We start from the raw sequence: 15,834 nt of genomic DNA, 5'->3' as shown, positions 1-15,834 counted from the left end.
GGTTCAGCGAGCGGGTGGCCCGCATCCCGCGCAGCAACATGCCGGGCGACAGTGTGGTGCGAACACCCCGTCAGCTCCGCAGCAGCGCGAAAAGATCGTGTCAGATCATACGCAGCGAGAATTTCCATAACTTCTACGTCTACCTTCATAAATGGGCCTCTTCCTGAACTGGCTTGATGCGTCTAGATACCGCAATCAAACCCCAGGGAGAGGCTCCCGCCGGTTAACCGGTCGGGCTCAGAAAAGGAAGTGGGCAGATCTCATGGCCACCAACGGGCAGATCTCCTGGCCGTCAGCGGGCAATTCCGTGGCCGCCTACGGGCAGCTTCTCATGTCCGCCGACAACCAAACGCTGATGAGGAGGTAAGCGGTTATGTAGCTGCTGAGATCCTGGTCGCTTATCAGTTCGCCGACTGCCTGCAAATCGAACATTGAAGTCCCCCGATTCTGACCGATTTCCACGCAAGTTTAGCTACGTCGAAAGTGCCCGTTTACGGTTCCCGTTGCCGGACCGGCAAGTCCGGCAACGAGACTTCGGTTGAGGCCCCGATCAATGACCCGAGTCGGACTGACGTTGGATAGTTCGATAATCGGTCGACTGCGCAACGTTGAAAAGCTCCGCCAGTTCAGCGCTGGAATGTAGGCCAGCGTTGTGTACTTCGATCAAGTGTTTCTGCTGCGCCACCGACAGTTTGGGCTGCTTACCGCGAAGACGTCCCTTCGCTTTGGCCACCTGCATTCCTTCCGGCGTTCTGGCGCGGATCAGGTCCGACTCGAACTCGGCGACCATCGCCAGTACGTTGAAGAGGAGGCGCCCGACCGGATCGTTCGGATCATGCACCGCTCCGCCAATACTCAGCTTGACGTCTTTAGCCGTCAGCTCGTCAATGATGTCTTTCGCATCTCTAAGTGAGCGTGCAAGTCTGTCGAGTTTGGCGACGACGAGGGTGTCTCCAGCACGGCAGGCGGCCAGCGCTTCGCGAAGGCCGGGCCGGGCATGGTTCGTTCCGGTCAGACCATGATCGGTGTAGATCAGTGACGATCTAACGCCCAGTCGTTCCAGGGCGTTTTGTTGGGCGGTGAGATCTTGTTCCTCTGTGGAAACGCGTGCGTATCCAATTAGTAATCCATCCATGGCGAGACCATCCCGCTCTGCTGTGAACGGGTCAATAGTCGTCGCAGTGGGGGTCCCGCTTGCAGGTACTGAGCGCCAGTTGAGCACCGGCACCCGAGATCCGACGCGCGCGGTCATAGAGGTGAGTAGAGTGCACCGTCCGCATTTGCCACGATAGAAGTGCTGGCGAGCGATCACGATCACCTCCGGGACTATGCGTAGCCTGAAGTGACGAGTTAGGAAATCGCAGACGAGTCCAGAGGGGTCGAGCTGCCAGATCAGCTCCCGAGCGACCGTGACTAGGCTGGCGTCATGAGCGAATGGCGGGGAATCGGCGACGTTGCTACCGTCAGTGACCACGCAACCGCCCCTGCAAAAAGGGGCGGCTTCGACTTGCTTACTCTCGGGTCCGCGTTTGTGACTTTCGTGCTGACCTTCGAGCTCGTACGCCGCGCGTTTTCAGCAAGCTTGAGCCCGCAGCCGCCAACCTCGGACATCGTGGGCTACTGGGTGACCGCCGGAATCACGCTCGCCCTTCAAGTCGGGCTGCTCGTGAGGGCAATCGTGCAGCGTCGGGTCGGCCTCGTGTTCATCGCGAGCGTCGCGTTGATCATGGCTCTTGGAGTGGCGCTGTTGATGTCAGTGCCAAGGATCGACTGGCGCCCTGAACCCCCGGCTTCAACGATTAACCCGAATTATCGCCCCTGCTACAGCGGAAGCGGTGACTGCATCGGGGGCTGAGTTCCCGGGCCCGCTGAAGGGGTTTACCGCGTGCAGGTCGTCAGGCCTGGGGTTGAGCAACGCGAGCGATTGAAGCCCTTGTGCTCTCGCACCGGTCGAGACCGTGCGCAGTCACCGTTCTTCTTCTTGTTTTGTAGCTGCAGTCCGCCAGCAGGTCGGGTCTCGATGAGGAAGAGTTCCGTCGCTCGAACTAGGTCGGACAGCTTGGCATAGCCCCAGTTTCGTGAGTCGAAGTCGGGCTGTTGCTTACGCATTAACTGGCCCACCGTGGCAAGATTCGCCCATCCGTCCTCTCCGGATGCAGGGGTGACGCTTATCCGCAGCCCGGAGATGAGCTTCGTGTCGCTGCGTAGTTTCGGAGGCGGAACGCGCGTGAGCGCTGCCGCGGTGCTCTCCGCTGCAGCCTCGTCGAGCACGTCGAGGTATGTGAATTGATCGCACGCGTTGCGGAACGCTTGGGGTGTCTTCCGCTCTCCGACCCCATAGACGGTGACGCCTTCTTCGCGGATGCGGGACGGGTGAAGTCGCTGTCGGATGACACGATGCAGAACCCGTGAAAGCGGCGCGTGTAGAGCAGGTCCATGGCGTCAATGATCAGTGCACTGTCGGTCGCATTCTTGCCGATCGTGTTGGCAAACTGCTGCATCGGCTGAATCACGTGCTCGCTCGCAATAGGCTTCCAACTGCTCAGGTTCGGCTTGGTCCAATCACCGTAAACCCGCTTGACAGAGGCAGTCCCGAAACGTGCGACCTCGGCGAGGACTGCGCCGATCTTTGCAGGGGACACGTTGTCCGCGTCGACAAGGACTGCGAGGAGATCGTTCGGTTTCGCCATGTGACAAGCATGGCAGTCAGCGCCCAACAATTAGTCCTGCCTGCTCAGGGTTCGGCTTGCGGGCGCTGCACACAGATGGTCCAACACGTGTCGCGCTCCGGAAAGGGACCGTGTTTCCTCACTCTAGGGACCCGCTGAACGTGCGGCCCGAGGCGAGGTGTGGTTGGTTACGCTCGGGGGATGAGAGATTCGGCCCGGCCTGAACACGAGATCGAAATCCCTCAGTCCTTTCGAGAGCTGCCACGTTGGTGGAGCAACGGGACGGAATGGCTTGACTCGCTCCCTGGCCGCATTGCAGACAAGTGCGCTGATTGGCGTCTGCGGCCGGGTGGCAGCGCGCTCCATGGCTCGAATGCGATCGCTCTGCCGGTGACTCGTGACGGGGTCCTGCTCCTCTTGCGACTGACTCCGCCTCATTCCAGTTTCCAGCTCGAGATCGACGCGCTCCGCTTCTGGGACGGACGCGGAACAGTCCTGCTGTTCGAGCACGATTCCGATGCTGGTGCAATGCTTCTGGAATGACTTGAGACCACGGAAACTCTCGCAAGCGCCCCCTTGATAGACGCGGTGCCCGTGATCGCACGTCTCATGGTTTGGCCGTCGTGCGCTCGGCCACCGCACCACCGCCGTCTAGAAGTCAGTCACTTTCTTGGCATGCCACGCACACCTTGCGGGAATACGATCTCTCTATCGGGCTTCCCGTCACGTCGGCAGCCCGCGACGCACCGCCTCACAGCAGCGTCGAAGCATCGCTGCACCACAGCTTGACGCCGCTGCGATGCGGCGGCTAATCGTTAAATTGTGACCCCGACGACACCGTTTCTCATCCAGCTAAAGCACACAGGGAGCATCAATGAGCACTGACGACCAGACCAACACATGCAGTTTCCACATGAGCGGTGCGCTGCCAGCAGGTGGCGACCACCTCGGTGGCACCTTCGGTCAGTCGCCGACCCTGGACAGTTGGTACCCGCAGCGTCTCCGGGTTGAGCTTCTCCACCGGAACGGCGTAGACGCCGACCCGCTCGGCGCGGACTTCGACTACGCGGCGGCTTTCGCCACGATCGACTTCACGACGCTCAAGTCGGACATCAAGCGACTGCTCACCACATCGGTCGACTGGTGGCCGGCGGACTACGGCAACTACGGTCCACAGATGATCCGAATGGCGTGGCATGCCGCCGGCACGTACCGAATTGCCGACGGCCGTGGCGGAGCGGGCACCGCGATGCAGCGGTTCGCACCAATCGGAAGCTGGTGGGACAACGGCAACACCGACAAATCACGACGACTCCTACAGCCGATCAAGCACCAGTACGGCAACGCTCTGTCGTGGGCCGACCTGATGGTCTTGACCGGCAACTGCTCCCTCGAGTTGATGGGCCTGCCGACGTACGGCTTCGGTGGTGGACGACTCGATGCGTGGGAACCGGACGACGGCACCTGGTGGGGCCCGGAGGTCTGGAACCCGCACGCGGTCGCGAGCCCTGACGAGATGGTGAGCCGCGACGAACGCTGGCATGGTCAGAACGGCGACGCGGGCTACGACTTGCAGAGCCCCCTGGCCGCGTCGCACCAGGCGCTCATCTACGTCAACCCTGAGGGGCCCTATTCGAACGGCGACCCGCTGGGCTCAGCACGCGACATTCGCATCACGTTCACGCGGATGGCGATGAACGACGAGGAAACGGTGGCATTGATCGCCGGTGGCCACGCGTTCGGTAAGAGCCACGGCCAGGTACCCGCATCCGACATCGGACCATCACCCGAGAAAGCCCCGATCGAGTCGATGGGGCTCGGTTGGCACAACCCGGTGGGTACCGGCAGTGCCGAGCACACTTCGACCAACGGCATCGAGGGCAGCTGGACTCCGAACCCGACACAGTGGGACAACACCTACCTCGAGAACCTGTTCGCGTACGACTACGAGCAGACGAAAAGCCCGGCCGGCGCGCTGCAGTGGACACCGACTGACTCGGAGGCGCCGAAGACTCCGGACGCCCACGTACCCGGTCAGATGAACCCGCTCATGATGATGACCTCGGACATCGCACTCAAGGTCGACCCGGAGTATCGGGCCATATGCGAGCGTTTCCTGGCCGACTTCGATCTGTTCACCCTCGCGTTCTCGAAGGCCTGGTACAAACTCACGCACCGCGACATGGGGCCGAAGCACCGGTACCTCGGCCCGGAGGTCACCATCGCCGACGACCTGCTCTGGCAGGACCCGCTCCCGGACGCAGCAGGATCCTCACTCGACGAGGCCGACGTGGCAGCGCTCAAGGAAGCCGTCTTCGCGACCGGGCTGTCCGTGTCCGACCTCGTCTACACGGCGTTCTCCGCCGCCTCGACCTACCGCGACAGCGACAAGCGCGGAGGGGCGAACGGTGCCCGCCTGGCCTTGTCGCCGCAGAAAGACTGGGCGGTCAACCGACGCACCGTCCCAGTCATCGACGCGCTGCGGAACGTGCAGGCGGCTTTCACGGCGACGTCGGGCGGACGGAAGGTATCTCTCGCCGACCTCATCGTCCTCGCCGGCAGCGCCGCCGTGGAGCAGGCGGCACGGGCGGCAGGATCTGACGCCAGCGTGCCGTTTACGCCAGGCCGTGTCGACACGACGCAAGAGTTGACCGACATCGAGATGTTCGAGTGGCTGCGACCCATTGCGGACGGGTTCCGCAACTTCGTGTCCGAGCGCTTCGAAGAGTTTGCTCCGGGCGTCGCGCCCGAAGCGGCATTCCTCGACAAGGCGAACCTGTTCACTTTCACCGCACCGGAGTGGACCGTCCTGCACGCCGGGCTCCGCGTGCTCGGCAGCAACTGGGACGGGTCCGACGTGGGTGTGCTCACGGATCACGTCGGAGCCCTGACGACCGACTTCCTCGTGAATCTGACCGACACCGACCTCATCTGGACGAAGGACGACGAGACCGCGATGACCTTCACTGGTCGGGTTCAGGCGACCGGCGAGGCTCGCTGGAGGGCATCCCGGAATGACCTGGTATTCGGCTCGAACGCGCAACTGCGGTCGATCGCCGACGCCTACGCGGGCAGCGACGGGCAAGAGCGGTTCGTCCGCGAATTCATCCGCGTCTGGTCGAAGGTCATGATGCTCGACCGCTACGACGTCAAGGGCCACAAGCGTTACGGGGCGATGGCCGCCTGACCCCGGAGGTCGCGTCCCGGCGAGCTGACGGCGTGGAGGCACGGCGCGGTCACGCGCTGAGCCTCCAAGCCGTCGAGGCCTTGACCGAACGACGCTTGAGGCCGCGAGCCGAACGTTGCACGGATTGATCAGGCTGGGGACGGCCAAGGAACCTCCGCGGGCAGCACGTGGTCGACCACACTCGCACCTCGACGGCCTGCGAGGGTGGCCGGGCTGCTATGCCCTGGAAGCCGGTGCCCCCACTCGTAGAGACGCCGGCCGGATTTGCTTTGGCCTCGGGTCACGAGAGGGTGCCGCTGATGTTCTCTGTGGCGGCTCGTAAGGCCTGAGCCTTCCGGGGTCATGTCCCGCTGAGGAATGCGCGTGACCGGTAGAGGTTCGGCATACGGCCATTGCATTCGAACCGAATTGCAGTTAGAGCGCGGCGCAATCATGGAACTATGACGCGCACAGGCGCCGAATTAATCATGGCCACCCGAGGGCTGAACGGCGCGCGCGGCTCAGTGATCGGGCAGGGTTCCGTGGCTGTTGTTGTAGATCTTGCCGTTCTTCGGGTGCGTGAACTTCAGCCCTGCCCACGTGTCGTCAATGCGCAGGCATGTGCTCTCGACGAGGCCGTGACTGTATCCGATCTCGATGACCTTCGGCAGACTGAGATCTGAGCCCAGCTTCCGCGCCTTGGGCCAGGAGAGCCACAACATGCCCGACGGCTTCAGATGGAGTTTGAGTATTGGAAAGATGTCGTGCATCTCGGATTGAGTCACGCTGAAGAAATGGATGTAGTCGAAGTCACCCTGGAGATCCTCGCTGACCTCCAATTCCGGAAGCCCGATGGCCTTCAGGGTCGACACGGGGGCGTTCACGAAGTGGGCCAGCGCGCCCTTCTGGATTCCCATCTTCTGAGCGACAGACCGAGACATGAGAGCTTCGCTCATTTCCCGGAAACCTTCTTGAGCACCTCAAGATAGTGCGGGTTATACATAATGCCCAGGATATTGCCGAAGGGGTCGACGACGGATGCTGTCACAAATCCTTCACTGCGGTCAGTCGGCGGTTGGTATTCGGTCGCCCCCATCGACAGCAGTTTCTTGAATGACCCTGGGAGGTCGTCCACGTGCCATTGGATGATCTCGCCGGCCGGCCCGTCTGGCGCTGGTGGCGCGTACGTCGCGTCAATGATTCCAAGCTCGTTCTGATAGTCGCCAACCCTGAACTCCACGTAGCCGGGCATCTGAAAGTACGCGTCGATACCCAGCAGCTCGCTGTACCACTTGCGTGCCGCCTCCAGATCGGCGGCGAAATAGCTGACGGTGGCAAATCCTCGCAACATGTGGTCTTCCTTCTGATTCAGGTGATTTCAGTCTCCACCAGTAAAGTGCTCACCTTCTGACTACTTTGTTTGCGACAATTGATTTATGCGCGCAGATCGCCTCGTCGCCACACTCCTGCTGATGCAGGCGCGGGGACGCGTGACAGCGAAGGAAGTAGCGGCTGAGTTTGAGACATCCGTCGCTACGGCGAGGCGTGATCTCGAAGCGCTGTCAGCTGCGGGAATTCCCGTGTACCCACAGGCCGGCCGCGGCGGGGGGTGGCAACTACTCGGCGGTGCTCGCACCGATCTGAGCGGGCTCACATCGGCTGAGGCGCGTGCGCTTTTCCTCCTGGTCGGGCCAGCCGCGTCCGTAGTCCCAGAGGCCAAGTCGGCGCTCCGCAAACTCGTGCACGCTCTTCCCGACAGCTTTAGAACGGACGCCGAAGCGGCGGCAGAGGCCGTCGTGATTGACCCGGCGCGGTGGGGCCGGCCCCGTCGCGCACAGCCACCACTCGTGACGGAACTCCAGGTCGCTGTCATACAGCGCCGAAAGGTGCGTCTGAGCTACCGGGGTTGGGACCGCGACCCGGTCGAAAGGCTCTGTGACCCGTGGGGCCTGGTCGAGAAGAATGAGGTGTGGTACTTACTCGGCGGCGTGGATGGCGCCCAGCGCACATTTCGCATCGAGCGGATCATCTGGGCTGTTGTCACGGACGAGCCTGCCGACCGCCCGGATGACTTCGACCTCGCAGAGGCATGGAATCGCGTCGTACGCGACGTGAATCAGCAGCGCGAGAGCGCATCCACGATCGTGGTCACAAATACTGAGATCGTGCCCTTCCTGCGTGAACAGTTCGGCGAGCTGGCAGTGGAGGACACCGCGATCGACGGCCACCAAGCCAGGGTGCGAATCAGTGCGCCAGCCGAAATCATGCTCGCCCGTGGCCTCGCGGGATGGGGTGAATACATTGACGTTCTCGAGCCGGCATCCGTGCGCTCGGAGCTCATGCGCCTCGGCGCCGCGATCGTAGAGCGCAATGGGCCGTAGGCGCGGGACCCGCACTCACAATGCCCGTTGAGGGTTCGCCTAACGGGCACTGAACCCAGGCTCGACACGTGTCATCTATACGTTCGATTGCGTGACAACACGATCGTAACTTCAACGGATGGAGAAATTGTCACACAACCGGTCATTTATTCTGCTTGTCGCAAACGATGAGGAAACAGTCCAATGTGACCTGTGCAGGGCGCCCCGTCATTGTGCCCCAGAAGTCCCATCCCAATAACTTGCTAAGACAATTTCCGGTGATACGTATTTCCGAGACACGACGAGCCATGTGTTCTGGCTCTGGCGTATTCAGGGAAAGCAGGGCGGCGGGTGTCTCAATATTCTTTACTTTTTCGAGACGTTCCGCGTCGCGCTCAGGGACCGGTAAACGGGCGCTGGATGCTGTTGAAGGTCTGGCGAACCTGGCCTAGGTTTCGTCGCCTTATGTCCAAGAAGCGCGGTGTCTGTATTCCGCGAGCGTTCGCAGTGAGCCGCGGTTACCATGACGGTATGCAACCGAAGCAGCCACAGTCGTTTGATTCCCGCCTCATCCCATGGGAGACGGTTCACGACGACGGCACGAAGTCCGCAACACTCGTCGGCTCTCGTGAGCCAGGGCACATGTTCACCTACGCGTTCTTTATCCCCGCGGGCGTATTCGACGCCCCGCACCACCACACCGCCGACGCGCACCTGCACGTGGCCTACGGCGAACTCATGCTCGGATACGGCACCTCCTTTATCAAGGGAGACGCGGATCGCTTCCCGGCGGGGTCGTTCCTGTTTGTGCCAGCTCACGCGATCCATTTCGATGGTGCCGAAGAGGACACGGTGCTGATCGGAACAGCGACCGGGCCATGGAACACGCAGTACTGGTCCTGAGAGCAACGGTTTGCGACCGTTGAGCACCTGCCGCATCAAGACCGTATCGTGGCATTTAAAGACGGGCAGAGTAGACATACGCCGGTCGATGAGGCGATCCGTGCGACCGGCGGAACGGTCTGATCACACTGTTGAAGGATCGGCTTACGTGCGTTGGGGTGACGTTCAGCGCTGCGAAAGGCCGCCATTAGCGCCGTGATTCACAGATCTGGAGCACGACCGCCCCGGGTGTCTCATGGACGGTCGTTCGTGAATACCTAGTTGCACGTCGCTCAAGCGCCGACGCTCCGGTTGCGATTGCAGTATTGACGCAAACCTGAACAAGTGAGTAGATTACTGAACATGAGTTCAGACACCACGTTGCCGTGGAGTGATCTGAAGATGAGTGCGCGGATAGTAGCTGCGGCGTTCAAGCGCTTCGCTCGGAACGGATTCGCCGCGGCGACCATCCGGGAGATCGCCGCGGATGCTGGGGTGAGTGCCGCTCTGGTAATTCACCACTTCGGCAGCAAGGACGGCCTCCGTCGAGAGTGCAACCGTCGCGTCGTGGACTTCCTGCGCGACAAAGGCCGACCGGACGCCTCAGCCGCCGAAAGGCTTGACGCGGTCTTCGTTCAGTACGGCTCGTATGCGACGCGTGCGGTCGCGGAGGACTCCGAGGAGTCTCGCGAACTGTTCGATGTGCTGCTGGGGATGGCGCGTGCGGTGGTCGCGGAGGGCGCGGAGTCGGGCTCTTTGCGCGGATCGTCCGACCCCGACGCGCAGGCAATGGCGCTGCTCGTGCTGGGACTTACGCCGTTCGCTTTCTCTGCGCACCTCACCCGGTGGGCAGACGCAGGCTTGGACGCGGCAATGGCGCGACTTGCGGTTCCGATTGCGGAGATTTACACGCGCGGTCTCGTCACGGACAGTGGGCTGCTCGATGCTGCGATGGGCGTCCGAGGAGAACGGTAATGAGGATTTTGCTGGCGACGGCGGGCTCGCGGGGTGATGTCGAGCCTTTCGCGGCCCTGGCCGAGCGGGCGTGTGCAGCGGGGCACGAGGTGCGCCTTGTCGCCCCGAAGAATTCGGGCGTTGACATGGCTGACCTCGATGTCGCAAGCATGGGGGTGGACTACACGCGCGTGATCGAGGATCAGGGCGTTTCTATCACGGCGGCGCTACGTAACTACCGCTCCGTGGTGCGCCCGGTGATGCGAGGCGTCATCGTCGGCGGTGCGCTAGCGGCGCTCGAGTACGAGCCCGACCTGATTGTCTACCACCCGAAGGTCCTGTCGGCTCCGCTGGTAGCGGATGCACTGGGAGTGCCACACGTCGTGGTCGAAATCGTGCCGACTCTTACGCCCACTAGGGCCTTTCCCGCCGCAGGCACAATTACTCGCGGAATCGGCCCCCTGAATCGCTTGACGTATCAGGCGGCGGGCGCGGCATCGATAATGTTCCGCTCTGAACTTGGCGAGGTGCGCAGAATGGTCGGCGCACGGAAGCGCAAGGTTTCTGCCCCCGCTGCCACTCTCATGCCCATCAGCCCAGCGATCCTTCCGCGCCCCGACGACTGGCCAGAATCGGTGCACCTCACCGGCCCCTGGACTCGCGCACACCGATTGGCGGCTCTCGAGCTCGAAGTCGCCGAGTTCGTCACAGACGGTCCATTCATCTATGCGGGCTTCGGCTCGATGGCGGTGGGAAACGCCACATCGCGTGGAGGCGCGATCGTAGACGTAGCGCGGGAGCGCGGGAGCCGCTGTCTCATCGCTACCGGTGTCGGCGGCATCGAGGTGCCCCCGGACCGCCTCGGCGCCGACGTGCTCGTCGTGCAGACCGTGTCGCATACGGCGGTGCTTCAGCACGCGACCGCGGCAGTGCATCACGGCGGCATCGGCACCGTGCACGCCGCGATGACTGCCGCAACACCATCGGTGATCGTGCCATTCATCGCTGACCAGCCGTTCTGGGGATCCCGTCTCTACGAAATGGGTCTGACACCCGCGCCGATCCCGCAACGTGCGTTGACCGTCCCAGCCCTCAGCGCCGCACTCGACGAGGCGGAGCAGTGCCGTCCCCGCATCACCGAGGTCGCCAAGGCCATGTCCGCCGAGGACGGAACCCTAACGGCGCTGACCCTCCTCGCCGCGATCCACTGAACTCATCTCAACGAGGCAAGAGCTCTGCTGAACACACCGACCTGTCGGCAACCGAAATTTGGTCTCCGAAACTAACCGTCCCGCGATTGGGTTTCGTTAATGAAGCGGTTGCGGTTGCGGATCGACGAATGCAACCACAAACAGGAGTCAGGAACGCACTGATTTCCGCAGGTGCGGCGCCAATATCAGGTACTCGGACCTGACAATGAGCCCGACTAGCATGAGCCCGGGCGACAGAACCGCCAATTGAAGCTGCGATTACCCGCCATTACTAATTAACAGTCACAGCAACGGTGCTCGTCAACGCCAGGGTGTGTCCGGTGGAGGTTCCCATACGGGAACTGTGCGACAGCCGGTGATCGCCGTCTCGGGTGTGCCGATCGCCGTCCGGCTTGTGGGCACTGCTCACTGAGCGATGTCACAGACAGGAGGAACAATAAAGTTATGAAGATAATCGTTGTCCCGCCCCTCCTCTGCTCGCCTCTTGCCTACGTCCCCGTGCTCGACACGCTCTGGTCGCGAGGTCAAGTCACCATCGCAGATACACGCCGCGATAAAACCATCGCGGCCATGGCAGAACGTCTCCTGTGCGAGAACATTGGAGACTTCGCTGTTCTTGGAACGAGTATGGGCGGGTATGTTGCCCTCGAGGTGATGCGGCAGGCACCCGAGCGCGTTACCGCACTCGCGCTCGTGAGCACATCCGCTCGGGCCGACACTGATGAGCAGAAAGCGGCCCGCGCTCGGCAATCGGCCCTCGTTGAAGCAGGACAATTCACGGCTCTGATCGATGCCGCCTTTCCCGGCGTGGTCGCGGCGGAGAACGAATCCGATGAAGCACTTCTCGCCATCTGGCGACAGATGACGACCCCGGTCGGCGCCGACGCGTTTCTCCGGCAACAGCAGGCTGTTGTGAACCGAGCTGACCTGCGCTACTTGCTGCCCGCGATTACCTGCCCGACCGCGATCATTCACGGCGCTGGCGATCGCCTCATTCCGATTGCTGCCGCCGAAGAATCAGCGGCAGCACTGACCACGGCCACCTACACGGTTATTAAAGACGCCGGGCACTTCCTGTTTCACGAGCAACCTGCAGCAGCACGCGCCGCCATCATCGCGTGGCTGGACCTAACCGTCTGATCGGTTGTTTCCCTGGCGCCGTAGGAACAATAGAACGCCACCATCGAGCGTTCGCAGTCACAGGCGCGTTGGCTACGACTGCTGAGCCCGCTGAGCGTTCCCCACACGGGACCTGCGCGACAGCCGGTGATCGCCGTGTCGGGTGTGCCGATAATGTCCGGCATTTCCACTCACTCAAGCAACCTTCGGTTGCGCGAAGCGGGTGCGTGGGGCTATGGTGACGTGCAACCAAACATTGCAGAAGGTCGGGCGAAAATGGAGTACGGACGCATCGAACGCGAGTTCCGCATCGCCGCCTCGCCCGAGGTGGTTTACGCAGTCATCAGCAGTCCCGCGCACATCCGGGAATGGTGGCACGCTGAGGCGCACCTGGAACCTGTCCCAGGTGCTGTCGGTGAACTTGTTTGGGGAGACAAAGCCAAAGCTGAGGCAGAGGTCGTTTCCATCACCGTGGTTGATGCTAAACAGCCTCGTTTGTTTTCCTTCCGTTGGGGTTATCCCCTCGATGAGGTCGCGACCCCTGCTAACTCGTTGCTGGTGACCTTCGAACTCGTGCCGTCTGGCACTGGCACCGTGGTTCGTCTTACCGAGGTGGGATTCCGCGAAATGGATTGGGAGGCTGCCGTTCTTGAGGAACAATACAAGGAGCACTCCGTCGGCTGGACTACGCACTTGGCCAGCCTTCGCGACTATCTCGGGCAACTGGTTGCCGCCCAATGGCTGCGGTAATCGACGATGATCTGTGGTCTGCGATCGGCGACCCGACCCGGCGGCGCATGCTCGACATGCTCTTGGCGGCTGGCGGTGGCACGGCAACCAGCCTCAGCCACGAACTTCCCGTTACACGTCAGGCCGTTGCAAAGCACCTTGGGGTACTCCACCGTGTTGGCTTGGTGCATGCCGCGCCCATCGGACGGGAGATGTGTTACAGGTTGGACGATGTACAGTTCGCTCGCGCGGTAGCGCAGCTCTCCACCGTCGGGGCATCGTGGGACGCACGGTTACAGCGGATCACCCAGATCGCCGAAGCAATCCAGCGTCACCAAGGCGCTGATCCCGGCCGACAAAACAAGACGTAGAGGAAGCATCTCATGATCACAACAGCCCTTCGAAGCGCCTATGAAAAGTTGTTCGAAACGGCATCCATTCCCGATCTCGGCGAAGCCGGTGACGGGGGTTGGACCGCCGATAAGATATTGGCTCATCTCCTCAGTGTGGATGCCGCCATCGCGGCGGTTGCGCTCGGGGTCGTTTCGGGCTCGCGTCCCAGCTTCGACAACCGGATTTCTCTCGATTCCTGGAACCTGAATCGGATCATTGCCGCCCACTCAGGTAGGTCCGACTTGATAGACCACGTTCGAAATCAAGCCACGATACTGTGCGACTTCGCCGATCAACTCTCGGCCGGAGTCGACACAAGTCAGGCGCCAGCTAATTTCGCGAACAAACATTTGTGCAGGATCCCGATTCGCTCGACGTGCATCAGCGTCCACTCACCCTTCCCATGCGGGACCGGAACTCGTCTGCACCGGCGCCCGCCAAGTCAGCCGCGGCCGCACGACGGCGGTTGAGTGCGCTGAGAAGAGTAGCGATATCGCCACTGACTTCGGGTCCTCCACCCAGCGACCAGTCGGTATCGGTGGCTTGGAAGCGCAGCCCACGAAGGAGATCGTCACCGACCGAGTGCCTGCCACTCGTCAGCTCATTGAGGACCAGCCAGCCCGCTTCAGGGGAAATCCGACCAGCAAGGCCGAGCGGCCGACGAACGTCTCCGGAGTGAATGGCCAAGTGTGCCAGTGGGGCGAGTTCTCCCGCGTCGGGGACCGCGAAACCGGCAACATTGGTCTTCGCGATCAAGCGCGTCAGCTCGGTGCCGGTTCGCCGGTCAGTCCTGGCCCAGCGATAAGCGAACTCGTCGAAGTTGAAGCGCGCTTGCGCGAGACCGACAATAAAGCTGCCAAATCCGAGTTCGTAGGGCATGAGCAGATGCGCGCACAAGTCGCGCACTGTCCACCCGCGACACAGGCTCGGCGTCTGCCAGGATGCGTCATCGAGACCGGCGAGATCCTCGGCGAATCGGTCGCGCTCAGCGGCGTACAGCGTCTCTACGCCTGTCGTTGTCACGGCTAATTGGCCTCCGAAACGGGTGGTCATCAAAAAGGTCACCTGTCGAGGGGGTCCCTTACAAGCATTCGCCACAGTAAGACTACCGATTTCAACTACTCGATTTTGTCGCGGCGACCAGCAAACTCCTTTGGACACGTGCGGGTGTTCCGCCCAGTGACTCTCTGAAAGTCCCATTCAACGTTCCCCATGCAGGACGGCAGCAAGGGTCGACGTCGGTGTGGATAATTTGTGGGGGCGAGTACGGAAAATGACACTGGTGTTAAGTGATCAATTCCGGACACTCTTCAAACGCGGGACACGTTCCTGGCGTGAGCCAGTTGACGAATCCCTGCCCTTCAAGAATAATTAGGTATGTGCCTAAGTATCGCGACGAGCTCGATGCCGTGCTCCGCGCTCTCGCGGATCCGACGCGCCGAGCCGTCGTGGAACGGTTGGCGAAGTCCCCCGCCGTCGTGTCCGAACTCGCGGCACCGTTCTCGATGGCGTTGCCGTCGCTCATGCAGCACCTGCGCGTCCTCGAGAACGCGCGACTGGTCACGTCACAGAAGCATGGGCGCGTCCGCACCATGAGCCTGCGACCGGGCGCCCTCGACGTCCTACACCTGTGGCTCGGCGAGCAACGAACCCCCGCCGCACACCAAGCCGACCGGCTCGGCATCCACATGACCTGCACAACCCCGAAGGAAACCTGACATGACCCGCGTTCGCATCGACCTGTTCATCTCGCTGGACGGCTACACCTCGACGACCGAACACGCCCCCGAAAATCCAATGGGTGAGGACTGGGGGCGCCTCACTGCAGCCTACGCCGCGACCCGCACGTTCCACGAGCGCGTCTTCGGCGACACCAGCGGCACCGGCACGACCGAAATCGACGACTCCTACGCGGCCGCGTTCTTCGAGGGCGTCGGCGCCGAGATCATGGGCGCGACCATGTTCGGCCTGCACTCGTTTCCCGACGATCCGGATTGGAAGGGCTGGTGGGGTGACCAGCCGCCGTTCGGCACCCCGGTCTACGTCCTCACCCACACCGCACCGCGTCCGTCGATCCCGATGAAGGGCGGAACAACGTTCCACTTCCGCAACGCAGCAATCGAGGACGTGCTCGCGGAGGCGACCGAGGCTGCCGGCGGCCTGGACGTGCGCGTCGGCGGTGGAGTCGGCACCGCGCGCGACTTCCTGCGCGCCGGCCTCGTCGATCACTTGCACCTCATGGTCGCCCCGATCCTCCTCGGCCGGGGCACTCGGCTGTGGGACGGCCTGCCCAGCCTCGACCTCACCCACACGGTAACAACGGAAGTGGCCGAGAGTGGCACGATCCACGT

At 62.1% G+C, this 15,834-nt stretch carries 18 protein-coding genes and 1 pseudogene; 12 read left to right on the top strand and 7 right to left on the bottom strand.

Features of this window, described 5'->3' with window-relative positions:
• Window positions 1-550 precede the first annotated feature (550 nt).
• The gene (locus BLS91_RS18770; RefSeq protein ID WP_092342521.1) at window positions 551-1,135 is read right to left on the bottom strand and encodes a recombinase family protein; all 585 of its coding nucleotides are present in this window, start codon (window positions 1,133-1,135) and stop codon (window positions 551-553) included.
• Window positions 1,136-1,426: 291 nt separating this feature from the next.
• Here BLS91_RS18770 and BLS91_RS18765 point away from each other — a divergent pair, with 291 nt between their 5' ends.
• Window positions 1,427-1,855 (top strand): DUF6234 family protein, encoded by a 429-nt coding sequence (locus BLS91_RS18765; protein WP_092342519.1) that lies wholly within the window; start codon window positions 1,427-1,429, stop codon window positions 1,853-1,855.
• Window positions 1,856-1,878: 23 nt separating this feature from the next.
• Here BLS91_RS18765 and BLS91_RS21250 read toward each other — a convergent pair whose 3' ends face one another.
• A complete protein-coding gene (locus BLS91_RS21250; protein ID WP_241982997.1) occupies window positions 1,879-2,109 on the bottom strand; it encodes an OST-HTH/LOTUS domain-containing protein in 231 nt (76 codons plus the stop codon).
• Window positions 2,110-2,286: 177 nt separating this feature from the next.
• Here BLS91_RS21250 and BLS91_RS21015 point away from each other — a divergent pair, with 177 nt between their 5' ends.
• On the top strand, window positions 2,287-2,412 hold the full coding sequence (locus BLS91_RS21015) for a hypothetical protein (protein ID WP_255409947.1): 126 nt from the start codon (window positions 2,287-2,289) through the stop codon (window positions 2,410-2,412).
• Window positions 2,413-2,417: 5 nt separating this feature from the next.
• Here BLS91_RS21015 and BLS91_RS20855 read toward each other — a convergent pair.
• A pseudogene (locus tag BLS91_RS20855) lies at window positions 2,418-2,690 on the bottom strand (NYN domain-containing protein); the annotation flags it as partial.
• A gap of 853 nt (window positions 2,691-3,543) precedes the next feature.
• Here BLS91_RS20855 and katG point away from each other — a divergent pair.
• Window positions 3,544-5,856, top strand: a complete 2,313-nt coding sequence (katG, locus tag BLS91_RS18750) for a catalase/peroxidase HPI (protein WP_092342515.1) — start codon at window positions 3,544-3,546, stop codon at window positions 5,854-5,856.
• A 500-nt stretch (window positions 5,857-6,356) separates the two neighbouring features.
• Here katG and BLS91_RS18745 read toward each other — a convergent pair whose 3' ends face one another.
• Window positions 6,357-6,752: a hypothetical protein gene (locus BLS91_RS18745; protein ID WP_092342523.1), complete on the bottom strand. Its 396-nt coding sequence runs from the start codon at window positions 6,750-6,752 to the stop codon at window positions 6,357-6,359.
• Window positions 6,753-6,787: 35 nt separating this feature from the next.
• Window positions 6,788-7,186, bottom strand: coding sequence for a VOC family protein (locus tag BLS91_RS18740; RefSeq protein WP_092342513.1), 399 nt, complete (start codon window positions 7,184-7,186; stop codon window positions 6,788-6,790).
• Between the two features lie 85 nt (window positions 7,187-7,271).
• Here BLS91_RS18740 and BLS91_RS18735 point away from each other — a divergent pair, with 85 nt between their 5' ends.
• The 7 genes from BLS91_RS18735 to BLS91_RS18705 all read left to right on the top strand — a co-directional run bounded on the left by BLS91_RS18735 (window position 7,272) and on the right by BLS91_RS18705 (window position 13,461).
• Window positions 7,272-8,216 carry a helix-turn-helix transcriptional regulator gene (locus BLS91_RS18735; RefSeq protein WP_092342511.1) on the top strand — a complete coding sequence of 315 codons (945 nt, stop codon included), beginning with the start codon at window positions 7,272-7,274 and terminating at the stop codon, window positions 8,214-8,216.
• Between the two features lie 510 nt (window positions 8,217-8,726).
• Window positions 8,727-9,098 (top strand): cupin domain-containing protein, encoded by a 372-nt coding sequence (locus BLS91_RS18730; RefSeq protein ID WP_134505140.1) that lies wholly within the window; start codon window positions 8,727-8,729, stop codon window positions 9,096-9,098.
• A gap of 342 nt (window positions 9,099-9,440) precedes the next feature.
• Window positions 9,441-10,052 carry a TetR/AcrR family transcriptional regulator gene (locus BLS91_RS18725; RefSeq protein ID WP_092342507.1) on the top strand — a complete coding sequence of 204 codons (612 nt, stop codon included), beginning with the start codon at window positions 9,441-9,443 and terminating at the stop codon, window positions 10,050-10,052.
• Window positions 10,052-11,242 carry a glycosyltransferase gene (locus tag BLS91_RS18720; protein WP_092342505.1) on the top strand — a complete coding sequence of 397 codons (1,191 nt, stop codon included), beginning with the start codon at window positions 10,052-10,054 and terminating at the stop codon, window positions 11,240-11,242. The genes BLS91_RS18725 and BLS91_RS18720 overlap by 1 nt, the downstream gene beginning before the upstream one ends.
• Window positions 11,243-11,812: 570 nt before the next feature.
• The gene (locus BLS91_RS18715; protein WP_159433911.1) at window positions 11,813-12,382 is read left to right on the top strand and encodes an alpha/beta hydrolase; all 570 of its coding nucleotides are present in this window, start codon (window positions 11,813-11,815) and stop codon (window positions 12,380-12,382) included.
• A gap of 126 nt (window positions 12,383-12,508) precedes the next feature.
• Window positions 12,509-13,111 carry an SRPBCC domain-containing protein gene (locus tag BLS91_RS18710; protein ID WP_241982996.1) on the top strand — a complete coding sequence of 201 codons (603 nt, stop codon included), beginning with the start codon at window positions 12,509-12,511 and terminating at the stop codon, window positions 13,109-13,111.
• Window positions 13,099-13,461 (top strand): ArsR/SmtB family transcription factor, encoded by a 363-nt coding sequence (locus tag BLS91_RS18705; protein ID WP_092342499.1) that lies wholly within the window; start codon window positions 13,099-13,101, stop codon window positions 13,459-13,461. Before BLS91_RS18710 ends, BLS91_RS18705 begins: the two co-directional genes overlap by 13 nt.
• On the opposite strand, the gene BLS91_RS20260 is transcribed toward BLS91_RS18705, so the two are convergent.
• Both BLS91_RS20260 and BLS91_RS18700 read right to left on the bottom strand, forming a co-directional pair.
• On the bottom strand, window positions 13,384-13,710 hold the full coding sequence (locus BLS91_RS20260) for a hypothetical protein (RefSeq protein WP_167552446.1): 327 nt from the start codon (window positions 13,708-13,710) through the stop codon (window positions 13,384-13,386). The two genes, BLS91_RS18705 and BLS91_RS20260, sit on opposite strands and share 78 nt — an antisense overlap.
• A gap of 154 nt (window positions 13,711-13,864) precedes the next feature.
• Window positions 13,865-14,548: a maleylpyruvate isomerase family mycothiol-dependent enzyme gene (locus tag BLS91_RS18700; protein WP_159433910.1), complete on the bottom strand. Its 684-nt coding sequence runs from the start codon at window positions 14,546-14,548 to the stop codon at window positions 13,865-13,867.
• Between the two features lie 314 nt (window positions 14,549-14,862).
• Here BLS91_RS18700 and BLS91_RS18695 point away from each other — a divergent pair, with 314 nt between their 5' ends.
• Window positions 14,863-15,201 carry an ArsR/SmtB family transcription factor gene (locus BLS91_RS18695; RefSeq protein ID WP_092342495.1) on the top strand — a complete coding sequence of 113 codons (339 nt, stop codon included), beginning with the start codon at window positions 14,863-14,865 and terminating at the stop codon, window positions 15,199-15,201.
• 1 nt (window position 15,202) lies between these two features.
• Window positions 15,203-15,834 (top strand): dihydrofolate reductase family protein (locus tag BLS91_RS18690; RefSeq protein ID WP_092342493.1); only part of this gene is annotated, 632 nt, incomplete at its 3' end.

This window comes from Cryobacterium flavum (genome assembly GCF_900103805.1).
Taxonomy (GTDB): domain Bacteria; phylum Actinomycetota; class Actinomycetes; order Actinomycetales; family Microbacteriaceae; genus Cryobacterium; species Cryobacterium flavum.
The sequence above is the reverse complement of the archived record's forward strand: the minus strand, read 5'-3'. Positions and strand labels throughout refer to the sequence as shown.

Bases quoted from the DNA above. Each gene is read 5' to 3' on its own strand.
- BLS91_RS18735 (WP_092342511.1), top strand. From the start codon at position 7,272: ATGCGCGCAGATCGCCTCGTCGCCACACTCCTGCTGATGCAGGCGCGG.
- katG (WP_092342515.1), top strand. From the start codon at position 3,544: ATGAGCACTGACGACCAGACCAACACATGCAGTTTCCACATGAGCGGT.
- BLS91_RS18770 (WP_092342521.1), bottom strand. From the start codon at position 1,135: ATGGATGGATTACTAATTGGATACGCACGCGTTTCCACAGAGGAACAA.
- BLS91_RS18730 (WP_134505140.1), top strand. From the start codon at position 8,727: ATGCAACCGAAGCAGCCACAGTCGTTTGATTCCCGCCTCATCCCATGG.
- BLS91_RS18715 (WP_159433911.1), top strand. From the start codon at position 11,813: ATGGCAGAACGTCTCCTGTGCGAGAACATTGGAGACTTCGCTGTTCTT.
- BLS91_RS18720 (WP_092342505.1), top strand. From the start codon at position 10,052: ATGAGGATTTTGCTGGCGACGGCGGGCTCGCGGGGTGATGTCGAGCCT.
- BLS91_RS18705 (WP_092342499.1), top strand. From the start codon at position 13,099: ATGGCTGCGGTAATCGACGATGATCTGTGGTCTGCGATCGGCGACCCG.
- BLS91_RS18725 (WP_092342507.1), top strand. From the start codon at position 9,441: ATGAGTTCAGACACCACGTTGCCGTGGAGTGATCTGAAGATGAGTGCG.
- BLS91_RS18765 (WP_092342519.1), top strand. From the start codon at position 1,427: ATGAGCGAATGGCGGGGAATCGGCGACGTTGCTACCGTCAGTGACCAC.
- BLS91_RS18745 (WP_092342523.1), bottom strand. From the start codon at position 6,752: ATGGGAATCCAGAAGGGCGCGCTGGCCCACTTCGTGAACGCCCCCGTG.
- BLS91_RS21250 (WP_241982997.1), bottom strand. From the start codon at position 2,109: ATGCGTAAGCAACAGCCCGACTTCGACTCACGAAACTGGGGCTATGCC.
- BLS91_RS18740 (WP_092342513.1), bottom strand. From the start codon at position 7,186: ATGTTGCGAGGATTTGCCACCGTCAGCTATTTCGCCGCCGATCTGGAG.